This window comes from Variovorax sp. R-27, from assembly GCF_049913215.1.
GTDB lineage: Bacteria > Pseudomonadota > Gammaproteobacteria > Burkholderiales > Burkholderiaceae_C > Variovorax.
Genome location: NZ_CP183984.1, coordinates 2,553,589 through 2,572,906 on the forward strand (window position 1 = coordinate 2,553,589; position 19,318 = coordinate 2,572,906).

The following is a 19,318-nucleotide window of genomic DNA, read 5'->3' on the forward strand; positions in this document are numbered from 1 at the left end:
AAGAAAAATGGGTTTGTTGAGCCTTGCCATCTGGGTGCCGATCGCATTCGGCGCCGTGCTGCTGGCGTTTGGCCGTGACGAGCATGCCAAGGGCGTGCGCTGGGTCGCGCTAGTCGGTGCCATCGTGAGCTTCCTGGTCACGGTGCCGCTGTTCACGCGTTTCCAGAACGGCACTGCCGCGATGCAGTTCGTCGAAAAGACGGGCTGGATCGCACGCTTCAACGTCAACTACCACCTCGGGATCGACGGCCTGTCGCTCTGGCTGGTGCTGCTGACGTCGTTCATCACGGTCGTCGTCGTGATCTCGGCCTGGGAAGTGATCACCGAGCGCGTGAACCAGTACATGGGCGCGTTCCTGATCCTGTCGGGCTTCATGATCGGCGTGTTCTCCGCGCTCGACGGCGTGCTGTTCTACGTGTTCTTCGAAGCCACGCTGATCCCGATGTACCTGATCATCGGCATCTGGGGCGGCCCGAACAAGATCTACGCGGCGTTCAAGTTCTTCCTGTACACCTTGCTCGGCTCGCTGCTGATGCTGGTTGCGCTGATCTTCCTGTACAACAAGTCGGGCGGCAGCTTCGACATCCTGGCCTGGCACAAGCTGCCGCTGGGTTCGACCGCGCAGACCTTCCTGTTCTTTGCTTTCTTCGCGGCCTTCGCCGTGAAGGTGCCGATGTGGCCGGTGCACACCTGGCTGCCCGACGTGCACGTCGAGGCGCCCACCGGTGGCTCCGCCGTGCTGGCCGCGATCATGCTGAAGCTGGGCGCCTATGGCTTCCTGCGCTTCTCGATGCCCATCGCGCCCGATGCCTCGCACGAATGGGCCTGGCTCATGATCGCGCTGTCGCTGATCGCCGTGATCTACGTCGGCTTGGTGGCGCTAGTGCAGCAGGACATGAAGAAGCTGGTGGCCTACTCGTCGGTCGCCCACATGGGCTTCGTGACGCTCGGCTTCTTCATCTTCAACGAGCTCGGCGTGTCCGGCGGCATCGTGCAGATGATTGCGCACGGTTTCGTGTCGGGCGCCATGTTCCTGGGTATCGGCGTGCTGTACGACCGCGTGCACTCGCGCCAGATCGCCGATTACGGCGGCGTGGTCAACACCATGCCCAAGTTCGCCGCGTTCGCGCTGCTGTTCGCCATGGCCAATTGCGGCCTGCCGGGCACCGCCGGTTTCGTGGGCGAGTGGATGGTGATCCTGGGCGCCGTGAAGGCCAACTTCTGGATCGGCCTCGGCGCCGCCACCGCGCTGATTTTCGGCGCGGCCTACACCCTCTGGATGTACAAGCGCGTGTACCTGGGTCCGGTCGGCAACGACCACGTCAAGGAACTCAGCGACATCAACGCCCGCGAGTTCCTGATGCTGGCACTGCTGGCCATTGCCGTGCTGTGGATGGGCCTGTTCCCGAAGCCGTTCACCGACGCGATGAACGCCTCGGTGACCGAGCTCCTGCGCCACGTGGCAGTTTCGAAGCTGCCTTCCTGATGCCACGCTGAAGAAGAGAACGAGATGATTGACAAACTCAGCTGGGTCACGATCTACCCCGAAATCGTGTTGCTGGTCATGGCCTGCATCATTGCGCTGGTCGACCTGTCGGACACGAGCCCGCGCCGTACCCGCACCTATGTGTTGACGCTGGCCACGCTTGCCGTGGTCGCCGTGCTGTCGGGCCTGCAGGCCCTTGACGCCAAGACGATCTACGGCTTCGGCGGCATGGTCGTCAGCGACCCGATGGGCAACTGGCTCAAGTGCTTCGCCACCATCGCCCTGATGGTCACTCTGGTCTACGGCCGTCCCTATGCGGCCGACCGCGAGATGCTGCGCGGCGGCGAGATGTTCACCGTCAGCATGTTCGCGCTGCTGGGCATGTTCGTGATGATCTCGGGCAGCAACTTCCTGCTGATCTACCTGGGACTCGAACTGCTCACGCTGTCGAGCTATGCGCTGGTGGCGCTGCGCCGCGACAACGCGGTGGCCAGCGAAGCGGCGATGAAGTACTTCGTGCTCGGCGCCATGGCCAGCGGCTTCCTGCTGTATGGCCTGTCGATGATGTACGGCGCGACCGGCTCGCTCGACGTCAACGAAGTGTTCAAGACCATCGCGAGCGGCAAGGTGAACCACCAGGTGCTGGTGTTCGGCCTGGTGTTCATCGTCGCCGGCCTGGCCTTCAAGGTGGGCGCTGCGCCGTTCCACATGTGGGTGCCTGACGTCTACCAGGGCGCTCCGACTGCGATCACGCTGCTGATCGGCGCCGCGCCCGAGCTGGCTGCCTTCGCGATCATCATCCGCCTGCTGGTCGACGCTCTGCAGCCGCTTGCCATCGACTGGCAGCAGATGCTGGCCGTGCTCGCCATCGCCTCGCTGCTGGTCGGCAACCTGGCCGCCATTGCGCAGAGCAACCTGAAGCGCATGCTGGCCTATTCGACGATCTCGCAGATGGGCTTCATGCTCCTCGGCCTGGTCGCCGGCTCGGATCAGCAGGGCACCTACAACGCCCAGTACGCCTACAGCGCCTCGATGTTCTACATCGTGACCTACGTGCTGACCACGCTGGCCAGCTTCGGCATCATCCTGCTGCTGGCGCGCGAAGGCTTCGAAAGCGAAGAAATCACCGACCTGGCTGGCCTGAATCAGCGCAGCCCGCTGTACGCCGGCGTGATGGCCATTGCGATGTTCTCGCTGGCAGGTCTGCCGCCGCTGGTCGGCTTCTACGCGAAGCTGGCCGTGCTGCAGGCGCTGATTGCATCGGGCCACGCCATCTACATCGGCCTGGCCGTGTTCGCGGTGATGATGTCGCTGATCGGCGCGTTCTACTACCTGCGCGTGGTCAAGGTCATGTACTTCGACGCACCCGTCACGGCCACCACCGTGTCGGCGCCGCGCGACGTGCGCACGGTGCTCACGATCAACGGTGCGCTGATCCTGATCCTGGGCATCGTGCCCGGCGGCCTGATGACGCTTTGCTACGACGCGATCGTGGCAACCCTGGCCCACTGACGCGGCCCGGCCTGGTGTCGCAAACCGCGTCGGTCTGGGTCGTTCTGCTGGTGGCCCTGGTGGCTGCCAACCTGCCGTTCTTCAACGACCGCCTGTTCGGCGTCGTGCCGCTGGCGACAAAGCCCAAGTCGCTCGCGGTGCGTCTCGCCGAACTGGTGGTCTTGTACTTTCTGGCCGGCGGTATCGGGCTGCTGTTCGAGCGCAGGGCGGGGCAGATTGCCCCGCAGGGCTGGGAGTTCTATGCGGTGACTGGCGCGCTGTTCATCGTGCTGGCCTTTCCAGGATTCACCTGGCGCTATCTGATGAAGCACAGGCATTGACGAGGACGACATGACCACGCCCATCGACACCACCGATTCCCATCTGAAGGAAGAGCTCACGAGCCGCGAAGAGCTGTTCAAGGGCAAGTTCCTGGAGGCCAGGCGAGACACCATCCGGTTGCCCGATGGCCACAGCGCCACGCGCGAGTACGTGGTGCATCCGGGCGCCGTGGTGGTGATTCCGTTGCTGGAAGACGGGCGAGTGGTGCTGGAGCGGCAGTTCCGCTACCCGGTCGGCCACGTGATGATCGAATTTCCGGCGGGCAAGCTCGATGCGGGCGAAGACCCTTTCGATTGCGGCCGGCGCGAACTGATTGAGGAAACCGGCTATACCGCGCGCGAATGGGCGTATGCGGGTGCGATGCACCTGGCGGTGGCGTACTCGACCGAAATCATCCACATCTACTTTGCGCGCGGCCTTTCACTCGGTGAGCGGCAGCTCGATCATGGCGAGTTTCTCGACGTGTTCACGGCCACGCCCGATGAGCTGGCCGGCTGGTGCCGCGACGGCAAAGTGACCGACGCCAAGACCCTGACCTGCACGCTCTGGCTGCAGAACGTCCTTTCGGGCGCATGGGCACTGGATTGGAAGGCTGCCCCTGCGGAAGGTCACGCGGGATAATCCGCGGATGAAGGTTCTCAATCTCCGCTGCGCGCACGGCCACGGCTTCGAGGGCTGGTTCGCGTCCAACGAGGCCTTCGATAGCCAGTTGGCCAGCGGACTGGTCGAGTGCCCGGTCTGTGGCGACACCGCCATCGTCAAGCTGCTGAGCGCGCCGCGCCTCAATCTGGGCAATGCCAAGGCGCCTGAGGCTACGGCACCGGCTGCTGCCTCGAACGTTCCCGCCGAACTCTCACCCGAAGCCCGCTGGATGCGCGCTGTGCGCGAGGTGCTGGCAAAGACCGAAGACGTCGGCGACCGCTTTGCCGACGAAGCCCGCAAGATGCACTACGGCGAAGCCCAGGAGCGCGGCATTCGCGGCCAGGCGACGCCGGAGCAGACCGAAGCGCTGCTCGACGAAGGCATTCCGGTGATGGCGCTGCCGATTCCGGCGGCGCTGAAAGAAACCCTGCAGTAATCGACCAGCCGGTCGCAGCCGTTCAGGCCGTGAACTGAAGCGCAGCCAGGCGCGCGTACACACCACCCTGCGCGACCAGCGTCGCATGCGTTCCCTGCTCGACGATTCCGCCGTGGTCCAGCACCACGATGCGATTGGCCTTCTGCACCGTTGCCAGCCGGTGAGCGATGACCAGCGTGGTCCGGTTCTCCATTGCCGATTCCAGTGCCGCCTGCACCATGCGTTCGCTTTCCGCATCGAGTGCGCTCGTGGCTTCGTCGAGCAGCAGCAGCGGCGGGTTCTTCAGGATCGCGCGCGCAATCGCGATGCGCTGGCGTTGCCCGCCCGACAGCCGCACGCCGCGTTCGCCGAGGAAGGTGTCGTAGCCCTCAGGCAGCGCCTGCAGGAAGTCGTGGGCAAAGGCGGCGCGTGCTGCGGCATGCACCTCCTCGGTTGTCGCCTCGGGACGGCCGTAGCGGATGTTTTCGAACGCGGTGGTCGAGAAGATCACCGCGTCCTGCGGCACGAGGCCGATGCGGGTGCGCAGGTCGGGCAGGGCGAGCGAGGCCAGCGGCGCGCCGTCGAGCAGCAGGCGGCCCGATTGCGGGTCGTAGTAGCGCAGCAGTAGCTGGAACACTGTGCTTTTGCCCGCGCCGCTCGATCCCACCAGGGCCACGGTTTCGCCCGGCGCGACTTCGAGGCTGAAGTCGCGCAGTGCCGGTGTGCCTGGTCGGGATGGGTAATGGAAGGTCACCGCATCGAACTTGATCGTGCTGCCCGCCACGGGAACGGGCGTGACGGTCGGGCTCGGCGGTGAAAAGATGGCGGCGGGCGCATGCAGCAGCTCCATCAGCCGCTCGGTCGCGCCGGCTGCACGCAGCAGGTCGCCGTACACCTCGCCGAGCACCGCAGTCGCGCTGGCCAGGATGGCGACGTAGACGACGGTCTGGCCCAGGTGGCCGGCCGTGATGTCGCCGCGCAGCACCGCCTGCGTGCCCTGATAAAGGCCCCAGAGCAGCGCCGCCGAGGTCGCGATGATGATGAACGCCACCAGCACCGACCGCGCCTTGGTGCGGCGCACGGCGGTGCGAAAGGCGTTCTCGGTCGAGCCGTTGAAGCGCGCGGCCTCGCGGCCTTCAGCCGTGTAGCTCTGCACCACGGGAATGGCATTCAGCACCTCGGCGGCGATGGCGCTCGAATCGGCCACGCGGTCCTGGCTGGCGCGCGACAGCTTGCGCACGCGGCGGCCGAACCACATGCTCGGCAGCACCACCAGCACGAGGATGCCCAGTACCTGCACCATCACGTAAGGATTGGTCCAGATCAGCACCGCCAGGGCGCCCACGCCCATCACCGCGTTGCGCAGCCCCATGCTCAGCGACGAGCCGACGACCGTCTGCACCAGCGTGGTGTCGGCCGTCAGGCGCGACAGCACTTCGCCGGTCTGCGTGGTTTCGAAGAAGACGGGGCTCTGTTTCAGCACATGGCCGTAGACCGCGTTGCGGATGTCGGCCGTCACGCGCTCGCCCAGCCAGCTCACCGTATAGAAGCGCGCCGCCGAGAAAACGCCCAGCGCCACGGCCACCGCGAAGAGGGCGCCGAAGTGCTCGCGCAGCGCCATGGTCTGGGCGCCTTTGTCGGTGCTGATCAAGCCGCCGTCAATCAGGCTGCGCAATGCGATAGGGAAAACCAGCGTGGTAACCGCCGCCAGCACCAGAAAGAGGGCCGCCAGCACGATCTGCACGCGGTAGGGCCGAAGAAAAGGGCTCAGGCCCGACAGCGACCGGGGCGAGCCCTTGGCCATGGAAGACGGTGGGGTAGAAGCCATGCGCCGATTCTAACGATCCCTTGCCTCCACAAAGGCGGCCTTGACAATTACTGCCGCGGCAGCTAATATTTTGCCCCATGAGCGATGCAAACATTCCAGTAGCCCCGTCGGTCCCTGCCGACGCCGAGCGTCGCCCGCCTGTCTTCTATCGCGCGGAGACCTACTCGACCGAAGAGAGCATCGGTTATCTGATGCGCCGCATCATCACTTTGGTTGGTCAGGCAGTAGAAACCCGCATGTGCGAGCCCGGCGGCCCGACCTATCCGCAATGGTTGCCTCTCTACAAGCTGCACACCGGCGCCGCCACCACCGTGGCCGAACTGGCCCGCGCCTGCGAGCTCGACACCGGCGCCATGACGCGCCTGCTCGACCGCCTCGAAGCCAAGGGCCTGTGCCGCCGCGTGCGCTCGCTCGAAGACCGCCGAGTGGTCAACATCGAACTCACCGACGAAGGCCGTGCCGCCGCCAAGGAAGTGCCCTACGTGCTCAGCCGTGTGCAGAACGAACACCTCGCTGGCTTCAGCGCCGAAGAATGGGAGCAGCTCAAGGGTTACTTGCGCCGCATCCTCGACAACGCCCAGGCCCTCGCGGCCCGTGGAGATAAAAATGACTGATTCCCTCGCCGTGCGCGCTGTGCGTCGCACCCCCGTCGTGGCCGCAGCATTGCTCGTGGTCGCACTTGCCGGATGTGCCGACATGGCCGGCATCGGCTCGCAGGCCAAGCTGCGCGACGCCTCGTCGCTGGGCATCGCGCCCGACAGCGCCGCGGCGCCTGTGTCCCGCCTCGACAGCCAATGGTGGCTCGCCTTCGGCGACACGCAGCTCAATTCGCTGATCGACCAGGCCGTGGCCGGCAACCCCAACCTGCAGGTCGCGCAAGCCCGCCTCGCGCGCGCGCAGGCCTCCGCCGACATCGCCGGCTCGGCCCTCAAGCCGAAGGTCAACGCCGAGCTCGACCTGGATCGCCAGAAGTTCAACAGCAACTACATCTACCCCGCACCGCTGGGCGGCTCCACGCAGAACATCGGCCTGCTGCAGCTCGGCGCAAGCTGGGAGCTCGACTTCTTCGGCAAGAACCGCACCGCGCTCGACGCCGCCATCGGCTCGGCGAATGCTGCGGCCGCCGATGCGGATGCTGCCCGCGTGCTGCTCGCGAGCAACGTGGCGCGCAGCTACTTTCAATGGGCGCGCCTGAACGACCAGCTCACCGTGGCCCAGCGCACGCTGGCGCAGCGTGACGAAACGCTCAAGCTCGTGCGCGACCGCGTGTCCGCCGGCCTCGACACCCGCCTCGAACTGCGCCAGAGCGAAGGCGGCCTGCCCGAGGCACGCCAGCAGATCGAATCGCTCAACGAGCAGATCGCGCTGCAACAGCACGCGCTCGACGCGCTCGTCGGCCAGCCGAATGTGTCGGCATCGCTAAAGCCGCCGGTGCTTGCCGGCGTCAAGCCGATGGCACTGCAGGGGAGCATTCCGGCCGACCTGCTCGGCCGCCGCGCCGACATCGCCGCCGCGCGCTGGCGCGTCGAGGCCGCCACGAGCGACGTGGCCAACGCCAGGATGCTCTTCTATCCCAACGTGAACCTCACGGCCTTCGTCGGCTTCCAGAGCCTGGGCTTCGGCAAGCTGCTGAAGTCGGGCAGCGAGCAGTGGGGCGTGGGCCCGGCCATCAGCCTGCCGATCTTCGAAGGCGGCAAGCTGCGCGCCAACCTGCGCGGCAAGTCGGCCGACCTCGACGTGGCCATCGAAAGCTACAACGCCACCGTGCTCGACGCGGTGCGCGACGCGGCCGACCAGGTCACGAGCGCGCAGTCGATCACGCGCCAGCAAACCGAACAACGCGCAGCGCAGACCGCTGCCGAAGGCGCCTACGACATCGCTGTGCAGCGCTACCGCGCGGGCCTCGGCAACTACCTCAACGTGCTGACCGCAGAAACCTCCGTGCTGGCGCAGCGCCGGCTGGCCGTCGACCTCGCCGCCCGCGCGCTCGACACGCAGGTGGGCCTGGCGCGCGCGCTGGGCGGCGGCTGGCAGCCCCCGGCCACGGCCACCGCCTCGGCCCCCGCGGCCGCAGTGAACTGAACAAGAACCGACCAGAACTGACCCGACTTCCTCGTCTTCGGAAAGAACTTCATCATGAGCGACAACAACACTCCGACGCCCGCTGCAGCTGCAGCTCCTGCAGCCCCCGAGGCGCCCGCCAACAGCGGCAAGCGCCGCCGCGCACTCACCGCGCTCGCCGCGGTGGTGATCGTCGTCGGCGGCGGCTGGGGCCTCTACGAATGGCTGGTTGCCAGCCACTACGAGGACACCGACAACGCCTACGTGCAGGGCAACGTCATCCAGATCACGCCGCAGATCGGCGGCACCGTGATGGCCATCGGCGCCGACGACACCGACTTCGTGAAGGCCGGCCAGCCCCTGGTGCAGCTCGATCCGGCCGACGCCAAGGTATCGCTCGAACAGGCCGAGGCTGCGCTCGCGCAAGCCGTGCGCCAGGTGCGCACGCTGTACGCCAACAACGGCTCGCTGGCCGCGCAGGTCACGCTGCGCCAGTCCGACATCGTGAAGGCGCAGAGCGACATCGCCAAGGCGCAGGACGACCTGCAGCGCCGCCGCGCGCTGTCGGGCAACGGCGCCGTGTCGAAGGAAGAACTCAACCACGCCGAGACGCAGCTCGACACCGCCAAGAGCGCACTCGCCGCGGCGCAGGCCGGTGTGGTCGCCGCGAAGGAAGCGCTGGTCAGCAACCAGTCGCTGACCGACGGCACCAGCGTGGCCCAGCACCCGAGCGTGCTGGCCGCCGCCGCCAAGGTGCGCGAGGCCTACCTCGCCACCCAGCGCGTGGCCATGCCCGCACCGGTCGACGGCTATGTCGCCAAGCGCACCGTGCAGCTCGGCCAGCGCGTGGCCGCCGGCACGCCGATGATGTCGATCGTGCCGCTCAACCAGCTGTGGGTCGACGCCAACTTCAAGGAAGTGCAGCTGCGCAACATCCGCATCGACCAGCCCGTGAAGCTCACGGCCGACGTGTACGGCAAGAAGGTCGAGTACACCGGCAAGGTTGCGGGCCTGGGCGTCGGCACCGGCAGTGCGTTCGCGCTGCTGCCCGCGCAGAACGCCACCGGCAACTGGATCAAGGTGGTGCAGCGCGTGCCCGTGCGCATCGCGCTCGACCCCGAGCAGCTCAAGGCCAACCCGCTGCGCATCGGCCTGTCGATGGACGCCGAAGTCGACATCTCGTCCAAGAGCGGCAAGATGCTCGCCGACGCGCCGCGCGCCACCGCGCTGACGCAGACGGCCGTGTACAGCCAGCTCGACCGCGGCGCCGACGCCGAAGTCGACCGCATCGTCGCGGCCAACCTCGGCCGCAGCGCACCGGCAACGGCCACCGCGCCGTCGAAGGGCTCGGCGGCACCGTCGAGCGCGCCCGCCGCGGCATCGGTGGCAGTGCAGGGGCAGCCGGGCTGATCGCCCGCGCTTCCCTCGGGTAACTCAGGCAAACAGTTCGCGCGACCGCAATGGCCACCGCTGCTCCTGCTTACGTTGCGCATCCACCGCTCGAAGGCGCAGCCCGCGTCTGGGGCACGGTAGCGCTGTCTGCGGCAACCTTCATGAACGTGCTCGATTCGTCGATCGCGAACGTGTCGTTGCCCGCCATCTCGGGCGACCTGGGCGTGAGTACCACGCAAGGCACCTGGGTCATCACCAGCTTCGCGGTGGCCAACGCCATCGCGGTGCCGCTCACGGGCTTCATGACGCAGCGCTTCGGACAGGTGCGCCTGTTCATGGCCAGCGTGATCCTGTTCATGGTCGCCTCGCTGCTGTGCGGCCTGGCGCCGAACATGACGACGCTGATCGCCTTCCGCGCGCTGCAGGGCTTCGTTGCGGGTCCGATGATTCCGCTGTCGCAGACGCTGCTGCTGTCGAGCTATCCGCGCGCCAAGGCAGGCCTTGCGATGGCCATGTGGTCGATGACCACGCTGGTCGCGCCGGTGATGGGGCCGCTGCTGGGCGGCTGGATCACCGACAACATCTCGTGGCCGTGGATCTTCTACATCAACATCCCCGTGGGTATCGTCGCGGCCGTCATCACCTGGACGCTGTACCGCAAGCGCGAGAGCAGCACGCACAAGGTGCCTATCGACGCCGTCGGCCTCGCGCTGCTGGTGCTGTGGGTGGGCTCGCTGCAACTGATGCTCGACAAGGGCAAGGAGCTCGACTGGTTCCACTCGGCGCAGATCGTCACGCTGGCGGTGGTGTCCGTGGTCGGCTTCGCGTTCTTCCTGGTCTGGGAGCTGACCGACAAGCACCCGGTGGTCGACCTGTCGCTGTTCAAGCGCCGCAACTTCTGGTCGGGCGCCGTGGCAACGGCCGTGGCCTACGGCCTGTTCTTCGGCAATGTGGTGCTGCTGCCGCTGTGGCTGCAGCAGTGGATGGGCTACACCGCCACGCAGGCGGGGATGATCATGGCGCCCGTGGGGCTGCTGGCGATCTTCTTCTCGCCGGTGGTGGGGCTCACGGTGGCCAAGATCGATCCGCGCCGCTACGCGACCTTCTCGTTCCTGGTGTTCGCACTGGTGCTGTGGATGCGGTCGAACTTCAACACGCAGGCCGACTTCGTCACCATCATCATCCCGACGGTGATCCAGGGCATCGCGATGGCGTTCTTCTTCATCCCGCTCGTGACCATCACGCTGTCGGGCCTCACGCCAGACCGCATCCCGGCCGCGTCGGGGCTGTCGAACTTCCTGCGGATCACGGCGGGTGCGATGGGCACGTCGATCACCACCACGCTGTGGGACAACCGTGCCACGCTGCACCATACGCAACTGGCCGAGACGATCAACCAGGGCAACAACGCAGCCACGAGCGCGATGTCCGGGCTCAACGCCAGCGGCTTCAGCGCCGACCAGGTGCTGGGGCAGATCAACCGCATCGTCGACCAGCAGGCCTACATGCTGGCCACGAACGACATCTTCTACGCGTCAGCGATCCTGTTCCTGCTGCTGATTCCGCTGGTGTGGCTGGCAAGGCCGCAGAAGGGCGGCGCCGGTGGCGACGCCGCAGCCGGAGCACACTGACTGCGCATCGTCTTCACGCCGATCCAATCACCCCCAGCCTCCGCAAGGAGCCTGGGGGTTCTTATTTGCGCAGTGCCCTGAGCACGTCGTGGCACGCGCCCATGGTGTGATAGTCGGTCTTGCCGGCGGGGCTCTTCTCGTCGCTGATCTTCCGGTTCTGCGGCGTGAGGATGCGATACCACGCGCCGTGCCGGTGATCGACGAAGTGCTCCCAGCTGTAGGCCCAGATGCTGTCGTACCAGTCCCAGTAGCTGGCCTCGCCGGTGCGCACCGCGAGCAGGGCGGCCGCCGCGAAGCTCTCGGCCTGTACCCAGAAGTACTTGTCGTCGTCGCACACTTTGCCGTCGGGGCCGAAGCCGTAGACCAGCCCGCCGTTGTCGGCGTCCCAGCCGCGGAACATGGCGGTGTCGAAGAAATGGCGCGCGCGCGGCACGATCCAGTCGGCCGTACGGTCCTTGGTGGCGAGATGGCCTTCGAGCTGCAGCAGCAGCTTGGCCCACTCGGTCAGGTGGCCGGTCTGGAAGCCCCAGGGCCTGAAGATGTTGCTCTTGTCTCCGCGGTTGTAGTCCCAATCGACCGACCAGTCTTCGCGGTAGTGTTCCCAGACCAGTCCGTCTGCCAGCGCGGCCTGCTTGCCGGTCACTGATTCGGCCACTGCCAGCGCGCGGTCGAGGTAGCGCGTTTGCTGCGTGGCTTCGAATGCGGCCATCAGGGCCTCGCAGGCGTGCATGTTGGCGTTCTGTCCGCGATAGGCGCCGATGCGCCAGTCGGTGGTGGCCTCGTCGGCATAGAGCTGGTGCCGTGGCTCCCAGAAATGCTGTTCCATCAGTTGCCAGGTGTGCTCCAGCCCCGCATACGCTTCCTCGATGCCGGCCATCAGCGCATGCGCTTGCGCGAGCAGCACGAAGTCCAGGCCGTAGCAGTGATTGGTGCCGTCCTGCACGGTGGCGCGCTGCTGATGCCAGTCGATCTGCCATGCATAGCCGCCACCCGGCTGCCGATGCGCATGCTCGACGAACGCAAGCCCGTGCCGCGCGGCTGCAAGATGCGCGGGAATGCCGAAGCGGCGATACGCCATCGCATGGTTGAACACGAAGCGCGTGCTGCTCACGAGATGGCGCGTACGCCGGTCGTACACCGTGCCGTCGTCCTTGAAGAAATGAAAGAAGCCGCCCGTGGCATCGAGGTCGCGCGGCTCGTAGAAAGCCAGCGTGTGCAGGATGTGGTCGGTCAGGAAGTCGGGAGAGCGGAAGTCCGGCATGTTGGTTGCAGTCTACGCAGACCCCTGCGCGCACCGGCTTGGGGTTTCCGATGCCGCCGGAGCTTTCTTTGTCGTCATAACGACAGTCCCCGATTCGAATGTGCGCCGGTCCGTGCAGGTTGCACTGCAGCATAGGCATTTGCCCCAGTATGCAAGCGGGGTAGGCCCACGAACAATCGGTCCGCGCTCGATGGTGGCGCATTGAGATGGACCGCATGACCGATATTCTTTTTCCGTACCCGGGCGACTTCGCGAGATGAGCGACGTCATTCTCGAAACACGCCAGCTCACCAAGGAATTCAAAGGGTTCACGGCGGTCAGCAAGGTCGACCTGTCGGTGGTGCGCGGATCCATCCACGCGCTCATCGGTCCGAACGGTGCCGGCAAGACGACCTGCTTCAACCTGCTCACCAAGTTCCTCGAACCGACCACCGGCACGATCCTGTTCAACGGGCAGGACATCACCGGCGAGCGGCCCGCGCAGATTGCGCGGCGCGGCATCATCCGCTCGTTCCAGATCTCGGCCGTGTTCCCGCACCTCACGCTGCTCGAGAACGTGCGGCTGGGCCTCCAAAGGCGCCTCGGCACCTCGTACCACTTCTGGAAGAGCGAGAAATCGCTCAAGCCATTGGATGCCAGAGCCCGCGAGCTGCTGGCTGAAGTCGGCCTCGAAGAACTCGCCGACGAACAGACCGTGAACCTGCCCTACGGCCGCAAGCGCGCGCTCGAGATCGCGACCACGCTCGCAATGGAACCCGAGCTGATGCTGCTCGACGAACCTACGCAGGGCATGGGCCACGAAGACGTGCACCGCGTGGCCGAACTCATCAAGCGCGTGTCGGCCGGACGCACCATCCTGATGGTCGAACACAACATGAGCGTGGTCTCGACCATTGCCGACACCATCACCGTGCTGCAGCGCGGCGCCGTGCTGGCCGAAGGCCCGTACGCCGAAGTCTCGAAGAACCCGCAGGTGATGGAAGCCTACATGGGCACCACCGACGGCCAACTCCAAGGGGCCCACTGATGACCGCCGCATTGGAAATCAAGGACCTTCAAGCCTGGTACGGCGAATCGCACGTGCTGCACGGCGTCGACATGGTCGTGCAGCCCGGCGAAGTCGTCACGCTGCTGGGCCGCAACGGCGCGGGCCGCACCACCACGCTGCGGGCCATCATGGGCCTGACCGGCGCACGCAAGGGCAGCATCGAGGTCAATGGCAAAGAGACCATCGGCATGCCGACGCACCGCATTGCGCACCTGGGCATCGGCTATTGCCCTGAAGAGCGCGGCATCTTCGCCAGCCTCTCGTGCGAGGAAAACCTCCTGCTGCCGCCCGAACTCAAGGGCGCGGGGCAGGGCATGTCGGTCGAAGAGATCTACGCCATGTTCCCCAACCTGGCCGAGCGCCGCAACAGCCAGGGCACGCGCCTGTCGGGCGGCGAGCAGCAGATGCTGGCCGTGGCGCGCATCCTGCGCACGGGTGCCAAGCTGCTCTTGCTCGACGAGATTTCCGAAGGCCTTGCGCCCGTCATCGTGCAGGCGCTGGCCCGCATGATCACCACGCTGCGCTCCAAGGGCTACACCATCGTCATGGTGGAGCAGAACTTCCGCTTCGCCGCGCCGCTGGCCGACCGCTTCTACGTGATGGAGCACGGCCGCATCGTCGAGAAGTTCGGCGCTGCCGAGCTCGAAGCCAAGATGCCAGTGCTCACCGAGCTGCTCGGCGTCTGAAGCAAAAGACACGTCCACAAGACCTTTTCTCGCATCCCACAAAGATTCCTTCAGGAGACAACACCATGAACAAAAAACTCGGCCTCATCGCTACCGCCGTCGCCGTCCTCGCCATGGGCGCAGGCGCCGCGCAGGCGCAGGAAAAAGTGAAGATCGGCTTCGTCACCGACCTGTCGAGCCTGTATGCCGACCTCGAAGGCAAGGGCGGCGCCACCGCCATCCAGATGGCCATCGACGACTTCGGCGGCAAGGCGCTGGGCCAGCCCATCGAGCTGCTGGTTGCCGACCACCAGAACAAGGCCGACATCGCCGCCTCCAAGGCCCGCGAATGGATCGACACGGCCGGCGTGACCATGGTCTTCGGCGGCACCAACTCCGGTACCGCGCTGGCCACCGCCAAGGTTGCGGAAGAGAAGAAGCGCGTGTACTTCAACAACGGCGCGGGCAGCTCGGTGCTCACCAACGAGCAGTGCAGCCCCTACACCATCCACTACGCCTACGACACCGTGGCGCTGGCCAAAGGCACCGGCGCGGCGGTTGTAGACCGCGGCGGCAAGAGCTGGTTCTTCCTGACGGCCGACTACGCCTTCGGCCACGCGCTCGAAGCCGACACCACCAAGGTGGTGAAGGAAAAGGGCGGCACGGTGGTGGGCGCGGTGCGCCATCCGCTGAACGCTTCGGACTTCTCCTCGTTCCTGCTGCAGGCGCAGAACTCCAAGGCGCAGATCCTGGGCCTGGCCAATGCTGGTGGCGACACCATCAACTCGATCAAGGCGGCCAAGGAATTCGGCATCAACAAGACCATGAAGACGGCCGGCCTGCTGGTCTTTCTGAGCGACATCCACAGCCTGGGCCTGAAGAACACCGAAGGCCTGCTGCACACCACCAGCTGGTACTGGGACCTGAACGACGAATCGCGCAAGTTCGCCAACCGCTTCTTCGAGAAGACCAAGCGCATGCCGACCGACGTGCAGGCCGCCGACTACTCGGCCACCATGACCTACCTGAAGGCCGTGGCCGCCGCCAAGACCACCGACTCCGACAAGGTGATGGCGCAGCTCAAGAGCACCAAGGTCGACGACTTCTATGCCAAGGGCACCATCCGCGCCGACGGCAGCTTCATCCACGACATGTACCTGGTCGAAGTGAAGTCGCCCGCCGAATCGAAGAAGCCCTGGGACTACCTGAAGGTGCTCAAGACGCTGCCGGGCGACCAGGTCTTCACCACGAAGGCCGAGACGAAATGCGCTCTCTGGAAATAACCGGCTGACGCCGCGCCAGACCCTCCCACCGAAGTCAACCGAGAGAACCATCCCATGAAACGCACGCTCATCGCCTCTGCCTGCCTCGCCGCTACCTGCCTCATGGCCGTTGGCGCCGCGCAGGCCCAGGACAAGGTCAAGATCGGTTTCATCACCGACATGTCGAGCCTCTACGCGGACGTGGAGGGCAAGAACGGCGCCCTCGCGATCCAGATGGCCATCGACGACTTCGGCGGCAAGGTCAATGGCATGCCCATCGAGCTGCTGCAGGCCGACCACCAGAACAAGGCCGACATCGCCGCCTCCAAGGCGCGCGAATGGATCGACACGCAGGGCCTGACGATGCTGTTCGGCGGCACCAGCTCGGGCACAGCCCTGGCCATGGCCAAGGTGGCGCAGGAGAAGAAGCGCGTGTTCGTCGTGAACGGCGCGGGCAGCTCGGCGCTCACCAACGAGCAGTGCAGCCCCTACACCGTGCACTACGCCTACGACACCGTGGCGCTGGCCAAGGGCACCGGCAGCGCGGTGATTGCGCGCGGCGACAAGAGCTGGTATTTCCTCACCGCCGACTACGCCTTCGGCCAGGCGCTGGAGGCCGATGCCTCCAAGGTCGTGAAAGAGAAGGGCGGTACGGTGGTGGGCAGCGTGAAGCATCCGCTCAACACCTCCGACTTCTCTTCGTTCCTGCTGCAGGCGCAGAACTCCAAGGCCCAGGTGCTGGCGCTGGCCAATGCAGGCGGCGACACCATCAACTCGATCAAGGCGGCCAAGGAATTCGGCATCACCAAGACCATGAAGATGGTCGGCCTGCTGGTGTTCGTGACCGACGTGCACAGCCTGGGCCTGAAGAACACCGAAGGCCTGCTGCTCACCACCAGCTGGGACTGGAACCTCGACGACAAGACGCGCGCCTTCGGCAAGCGCTTCTTCGAGAAGACCAAGCGCATGCCCACCGACATCCAGGCAGCCGACTACTCGGCCACCATGACCTACCTGAAGGCCGTGCAGGCTGCCAAGACGGTCGATGCCGACAAGGTGATGGAGACGATCAAGGCCACGCCCATCGACGACTTCTACGCAAAGGGCACAGTGCGCGCCGATGGCCGCTTCGTGCACGACATGTACCTGGTGCAGGTCAAGTCGCCGGCCGAATCCAAGCAGCCGTGGGACTACTACAAGGTAATCCAGAAGCTCAAGGGCGAAGAGGTCTTCACGACGAAGGCCGAGAGCAAGTGCGCCCTCTGGAAGTGATCCCCCGCGGGCGCGCAGCCGCCCGGGTTCGTTGAAACGCTTATGACCATTTCCCTTCCCGCGCTTTTGAGCCAGCTCCTCCTGGGGTTGGTCAACGGCTCCTTCTACGCCATCCTGAGCCTCGGGCTGGCGGTGATCTTCGGCCTGCTCAACGTCATCAACTTCGCACATGGCGCGCTGTTCATGCTCGGCGCTGTCCTCACGTGGATGGCGATGGAGTACCTCGGCGTCAACTACTGGGTGATGCTGATCGCGGCGCCCGTCGTCATCGGCATCTTCGGCGTGCTCATCGAGCGCCTGCTGCTGCGCTGGATCTACAAGCTCGACCACCTCTACGGCCTGCTGCTCACGCTGGGCCTCACGCTGCTGATCGAGGGCGTGTTCCGCTCGATCTACGGCGTGTCGGGGCTGCCCTACGACGCGCCTGATGCGCTGTCGAGCGCCACCGACCTTGGCTTCATGGTGCTGCCGAACTACCGCGCCTGGGTGGTCGTCGCCTCGCTCGTGGTGTGCTTCGCCACCTGGTACGTGATCGAGAAGACGCGCCTGGGTGCCTACCTGCGCGCCGGCACCGAGAACCCGCGGCTCGTGGAAGCCTTCGGCGTCAACGTGCCGTTGATGATCACGCTGACCTACGCCTTTGGCTGCGCGCTCGCGGCCTTCGCAGGCGTGCTGGCCGCGCCGGTGATGCAGGTGTCGCCGCTGATGGGGCAGAACCTCATCATCGTGGTGTTCGCCGTGGTGGTGATCGGCGGGATGGGCTCCATCATGGGCGCCATCCTCACGGGCCTCGGGCTCGGTGTGATCGAAGGGCTCACCAAGGTTTTCTATCCCGAGGCATCGTCTACGGTTGTGTTCGTGATCATGGTCATCGTGCTGTTGATTCGCCCCGCCGGCCTGTTCGGCAAAGAGAAATAAGGCGAACGGCATGAACATGAAAAAAATCTCCACCGTCGTCTACGCCTTGCTGCTGGTCGCGCTGCTCCTGGCGCCGTTCTTCGGCGCCTACCCGGTGTTCGTGATGAAGCTGATGTGCTTCGCACTCTTCGCCGCGGCCTTCAACCTGCTGCTGGGCTTCACGGGCCTGCTGTCGTTCGGGCATGCGGCCTTCCTTGGTGGCTCCGCGTACGTCGCGGGCCATGCGATCAAGGTCTGGGGCCTCACGCCCGAACTGGGCCTGATCGCGGGCACGCTCACTGGCGCTTTCCTCGGCTGGCTCTTCGGTGTGCTGGCCATTCGCCGGCAGGGCATCTACTTCGCGATGATCACGCTGGCGCTCGCGCAGATGATGTTCTTCGTCGCGCTGCAGGCCAAGTTCACGGGCGGCGAAGACGGCCTGCAGGGCGTGCCGCGCGGCAAGCTCTTCGGCCTGATCGACCTGTCGAACGACCTCACGATGTACTACGTCGCGCTGGTCATCGTGGTCGCGGCCTTCCTGCTGATCGTGCGCACCATCCACTCGCCCTTCGGGCAGGTGTTGAAGGGCATCAAGGAGAACGAGCCGCGCGCGCTGTCGCTGGGCTACGACGTGAGTCGCTTCAAGCTGCTGGCCTTCGTGATCTCGGCGGCGCTGTCGGGCCTGGCCGGTTCGCTCAAGACGCTGGTGCTGGGCTTCGCCACGTTGTCGGACGTGCACTGGACCGCCTCGGGCCAGGTCATCCTGATGACGCTGGTGGGCGGCCTCGGCACGCTTTCGGGTCCGCTGGTGGGCTCGGCGGTGGTGGTGCTGCTGGAGAACAAGATCGGCGAACTCGGCAACTTCCTGGCGCGCATCACGACGATCGACTGGTTCAATACGCTGGGCGAGTCGGTGACCATGGTCACGGGCCTGATCTTCGTGATCTGCGTGCTGGCGTTCCGCAAGGGGATCATGGGCGAGATCATTGCGTTCATCGAGCGGCGACGAGCCAAATAGCAAGCAAGGCAACTGCAATGAAAAAGGGAGCCGAGGCTCCCTTTTTTCATTGCATCAGCAGTTGCCTTTTTTCGCCTGGCCGGGCGGGCAGAAATCGCCGCGGTCGCGATCGTGGTCATGGCCGCGCCGATAGTCGCGATCATGGTCGCGGCGGCGATGCTCTTCTTCCCACTCGCGTTCGCGGCGCGCTTCACGGTAAGCCTCGCGCCGGCGCCAGTCGCCTTCGGTCCAGCGCCAGCCGCCGCGGTCCTCGACCCAGCGGCCAGGGGCATAGGCGTAGCCTGCGCGCTCGGGCTGCCAGCCGCCCGGACGCCATCCGTAGGCACGGCCATCCCAGGCCCAGCGGCCCGGCACCCAGACAAAGCCGCCGCGCGGCGGTGGCAGGGGTTCGTAGCGTGGCGGCGGCGGTGCCGTCATCACCAGCCCGGGCACATTGATGTTCACCGAGACCTGCGCGTTGGCGGCAAGGGGACTCGCAAGGATGGAAAGGGCGCCGGCCACGGCCAGCACGGCAAGTCGAATCTTCATGATGGGGATCCTCTGGTTTTCAGATGAGTTCTGGACATTATTCCCAACGCACGCGGGAGGGGGCTGGTTGTCAGTGCTT

At 65.7% G+C, this 19,318-nt stretch carries 18 protein-coding genes; 15 read left to right on the forward strand and 3 right to left on the reverse strand.

The window, feature by feature from the left end; genetic code table 11:
* Nucleotides 1-7: 7 nt before the first annotated feature.
* The 5 genes from ACN9MV_RS11850 to ACN9MV_RS11870 are packed head-to-tail and all read left to right on the forward strand — an operon-like array spanning nt 8 to nt 4,397.
* A complete protein-coding gene (locus ACN9MV_RS11850; RefSeq protein ID WP_093079915.1) occupies nt 8-1,486 on the forward strand; it encodes an NADH-quinone oxidoreductase subunit M in 1,479 nt (492 codons plus the stop codon).
* Nucleotides 1,487-1,510: 24 nt separating this feature from the next.
* Nucleotides 1,511-2,998 carry an NADH-quinone oxidoreductase subunit NuoN gene (gene nuoN / locus ACN9MV_RS11855; protein WP_426392348.1) on the forward strand — a complete coding sequence of 496 codons (1,488 nt, stop codon included), beginning with the start codon at nt 1,511-1,513 and terminating at the stop codon, nt 2,996-2,998.
* Nucleotides 2,999-3,012: 14 nt separating this feature from the next.
* Nucleotides 3,013-3,318 carry a DUF2818 family protein gene (locus ACN9MV_RS11860; RefSeq protein ID WP_093057841.1) on the forward strand — a complete coding sequence of 102 codons (306 nt, stop codon included), beginning with the start codon at nt 3,013-3,015 and terminating at the stop codon, nt 3,316-3,318.
* Between the two features lie 10 nt (nt 3,319-3,328).
* On the forward strand, nt 3,329-3,940 hold the full coding sequence (locus tag ACN9MV_RS11865; RefSeq protein ID WP_426392349.1) for an NUDIX domain-containing protein: 612 nt from the start codon (nt 3,329-3,331) through the stop codon (nt 3,938-3,940).
* A 7-nt stretch (nt 3,941-3,947) separates the two neighbouring features.
* Nucleotides 3,948-4,397 (forward strand): DUF1178 family protein, encoded by a 450-nt coding sequence (locus ACN9MV_RS11870; protein WP_093177635.1) that lies wholly within the window; start codon nt 3,948-3,950, stop codon nt 4,395-4,397.
* 22 nt (nt 4,398-4,419) lie between these two features.
* On the opposite strand, the gene ACN9MV_RS11875 is transcribed toward ACN9MV_RS11870, so the two are convergent.
* A complete protein-coding gene (locus tag ACN9MV_RS11875) occupies nt 4,420-6,204 on the reverse strand; it encodes an ABC transporter transmembrane domain-containing protein (RefSeq protein ID WP_093057838.1) in 1,785 nt (594 codons plus the stop codon).
* A 77-nt stretch (nt 6,205-6,281) separates the two neighbouring features.
* Here ACN9MV_RS11875 and ACN9MV_RS11880 point away from each other — a divergent pair, with 77 nt between their 5' ends.
* The 4 genes from ACN9MV_RS11880 to ACN9MV_RS11895 are packed head-to-tail and all read left to right on the forward strand — an operon-like array spanning nt 6,282 to nt 11,288.
* Nucleotides 6,282-6,818, forward strand: coding sequence for a MarR family winged helix-turn-helix transcriptional regulator (locus ACN9MV_RS11880; protein ID WP_093057837.1), 537 nt, complete (start codon nt 6,282-6,284; stop codon nt 6,816-6,818).
* Nucleotides 6,811-8,286, forward strand: coding sequence for an efflux transporter outer membrane subunit (locus ACN9MV_RS11885; protein ID WP_426392351.1), 1,476 nt, complete (start codon nt 6,811-6,813; stop codon nt 8,284-8,286). Before ACN9MV_RS11880 ends, ACN9MV_RS11885 begins: the two co-directional genes overlap by 8 nt.
* A gap of 54 nt (nt 8,287-8,340) precedes the next feature.
* Complete coding sequence (locus ACN9MV_RS11890) at nt 8,341-9,675, forward strand: efflux RND transporter periplasmic adaptor subunit (protein WP_093057835.1); 1,335 nt, start codon at nt 8,341-8,343, stop codon at nt 9,673-9,675.
* Between the two features lie 50 nt (nt 9,676-9,725).
* Nucleotides 9,726-11,288 (forward strand): DHA2 family efflux MFS transporter permease subunit, encoded by a 1,563-nt coding sequence (locus tag ACN9MV_RS11895; RefSeq protein ID WP_426392353.1) that lies wholly within the window; start codon nt 9,726-9,728, stop codon nt 11,286-11,288.
* Between the two features lie 61 nt (nt 11,289-11,349).
* Here the strand turns inward: ACN9MV_RS11895 and ACN9MV_RS11900 are convergent, their stop codons facing one another.
* Nucleotides 11,350-12,549: an AGE family epimerase/isomerase gene (locus tag ACN9MV_RS11900; protein WP_426392355.1), complete on the reverse strand. Its 1,200-nt coding sequence runs from the start codon at nt 12,547-12,549 to the stop codon at nt 11,350-11,352.
* Between the two features lie 256 nt (nt 12,550-12,805).
* Here ACN9MV_RS11900 and ACN9MV_RS11905 point away from each other — a divergent pair, with 256 nt between their 5' ends.
* From ACN9MV_RS11905 to ACN9MV_RS11930, 6 genes are all read left to right on the forward strand, one after another.
* Nucleotides 12,806-13,576, forward strand: a complete 771-nt coding sequence (locus tag ACN9MV_RS11905) for an ABC transporter ATP-binding protein (protein WP_093079935.1) — start codon at nt 12,806-12,808, stop codon at nt 13,574-13,576.
* A complete protein-coding gene (locus ACN9MV_RS11910; protein WP_093057831.1) occupies nt 13,576-14,283 on the forward strand; it encodes an ABC transporter ATP-binding protein in 708 nt (235 codons plus the stop codon). The genes ACN9MV_RS11905 and ACN9MV_RS11910 overlap by 1 nt, the downstream gene beginning before the upstream one ends.
* Before the next feature lie 113 nt (nt 14,284-14,396).
* A complete protein-coding gene (locus tag ACN9MV_RS11915; RefSeq protein ID WP_256216924.1) occupies nt 14,397-15,545 on the forward strand; it encodes an ABC transporter substrate-binding protein in 1,149 nt (382 codons plus the stop codon).
* 54 nt (nt 15,546-15,599) lie between these two features.
* Entirely contained in the window at nt 15,600-16,796 is a 1,197-nt protein-coding gene (locus ACN9MV_RS11920) for an ABC transporter substrate-binding protein (protein ID WP_093057829.1), read from the forward strand.
* Between the two features lie 42 nt (nt 16,797-16,838).
* The gene (locus ACN9MV_RS11925; protein WP_093057828.1) at nt 16,839-17,714 is read left to right on the forward strand and encodes a branched-chain amino acid ABC transporter permease; all 876 of its coding nucleotides are present in this window, start codon (nt 16,839-16,841) and stop codon (nt 17,712-17,714) included.
* Between the two features lie 10 nt (nt 17,715-17,724).
* The gene (locus ACN9MV_RS11930) at nt 17,725-18,711 is read left to right on the forward strand and encodes a branched-chain amino acid ABC transporter permease (protein ID WP_176928912.1); all 987 of its coding nucleotides are present in this window, start codon (nt 17,725-17,727) and stop codon (nt 18,709-18,711) included.
* A gap of 54 nt (nt 18,712-18,765) precedes the next feature.
* Here ACN9MV_RS11930 and ACN9MV_RS11935 read toward each other — a convergent pair whose 3' ends face one another.
* Nucleotides 18,766-19,239, reverse strand: a complete 474-nt coding sequence (locus ACN9MV_RS11935) for a YXWGXW repeat-containing protein (protein ID WP_093079945.1) — start codon at nt 19,237-19,239, stop codon at nt 18,766-18,768.
* Nucleotides 19,240-19,318 lie beyond the last annotated feature (79 nt).